1 pseudogene is annotated in these 643 nt (G+C 66.7%); it reads left to right on the top strand.

What is annotated here, in order from left to right:
- Positions 1 to 38 precede the first annotated feature (38 nt).
- Positions 39 to 573, top strand: a pseudogene (mltG, locus tag BN358_RS24885) (endolytic transglycosylase MltG).
- The last annotated feature ends 70 nt before the right edge of the window (positions 574 to 643 follow it).

Genomic DNA, 643 nt, shown 5'->3' with positions numbered 1-643 from the left:
ACACCTACGAGATCCCCGACAAGCCGACCGCGAAGTCGGTGCTGAAGCTCGCCACCGACCAGTTCAACAACGTGGCCGACGACATCGGCCTGCAGGGTGGGGCGACCGCGCTGCACCTCTCCGCCTACCAGGTGGTCGTTCTTGCGAGCATCATCGAGAAGGAAGCCGGACCCAACGCCGAGGACCGCGCGAAGATCGCACGGGTGTTCCTGAACCGCCTCAACCCGAGTCTGTGGCCGGTCGGGAAGCTGCAGTCGGACGCCACCGTCGCCTACGCGAACAAGATCACCGGCCGGGTCGCGACCACCGCGAAGGAACGGGCGCTCAAGTCGGCCTGGAACACGTACTACGTCAAGGGCCTGCCGAAGGGCCATCACCTCGCCCTCGCGGAAGTCGCTCGAGGCCGCCATCCACCCGGCCGACGGGTCGTGGTTGTACTTCATGGTGGTGAACCTGGACACGGGTGAGACCGTGTTCTCCCAGGACCTCGCCGGCCAGCAGGCGGCCCAGGCCAAGTACCAGCAGTGGTGCATGGCCTCGCAGGCCAACCGCGACAAGTGCAACGGCAAGTAGGGGTCGGCACCGAATGCTGCGCTACCTGACCGCAGGGGAATCCCACGGCCGCGCCCTGGTCGCGACGATC

It is taken from the genome of Sedimentibacter sp. B4 (genome assembly GCF_000309315.1).
Lineage (GTDB): Bacteria > Bacillota > Clostridia > Tissierellales > Sedimentibacteraceae > Sedimentibacter > Sedimentibacter saalensis.
This window is presented reverse-complemented; position numbering and strand designations above follow the sequence as displayed.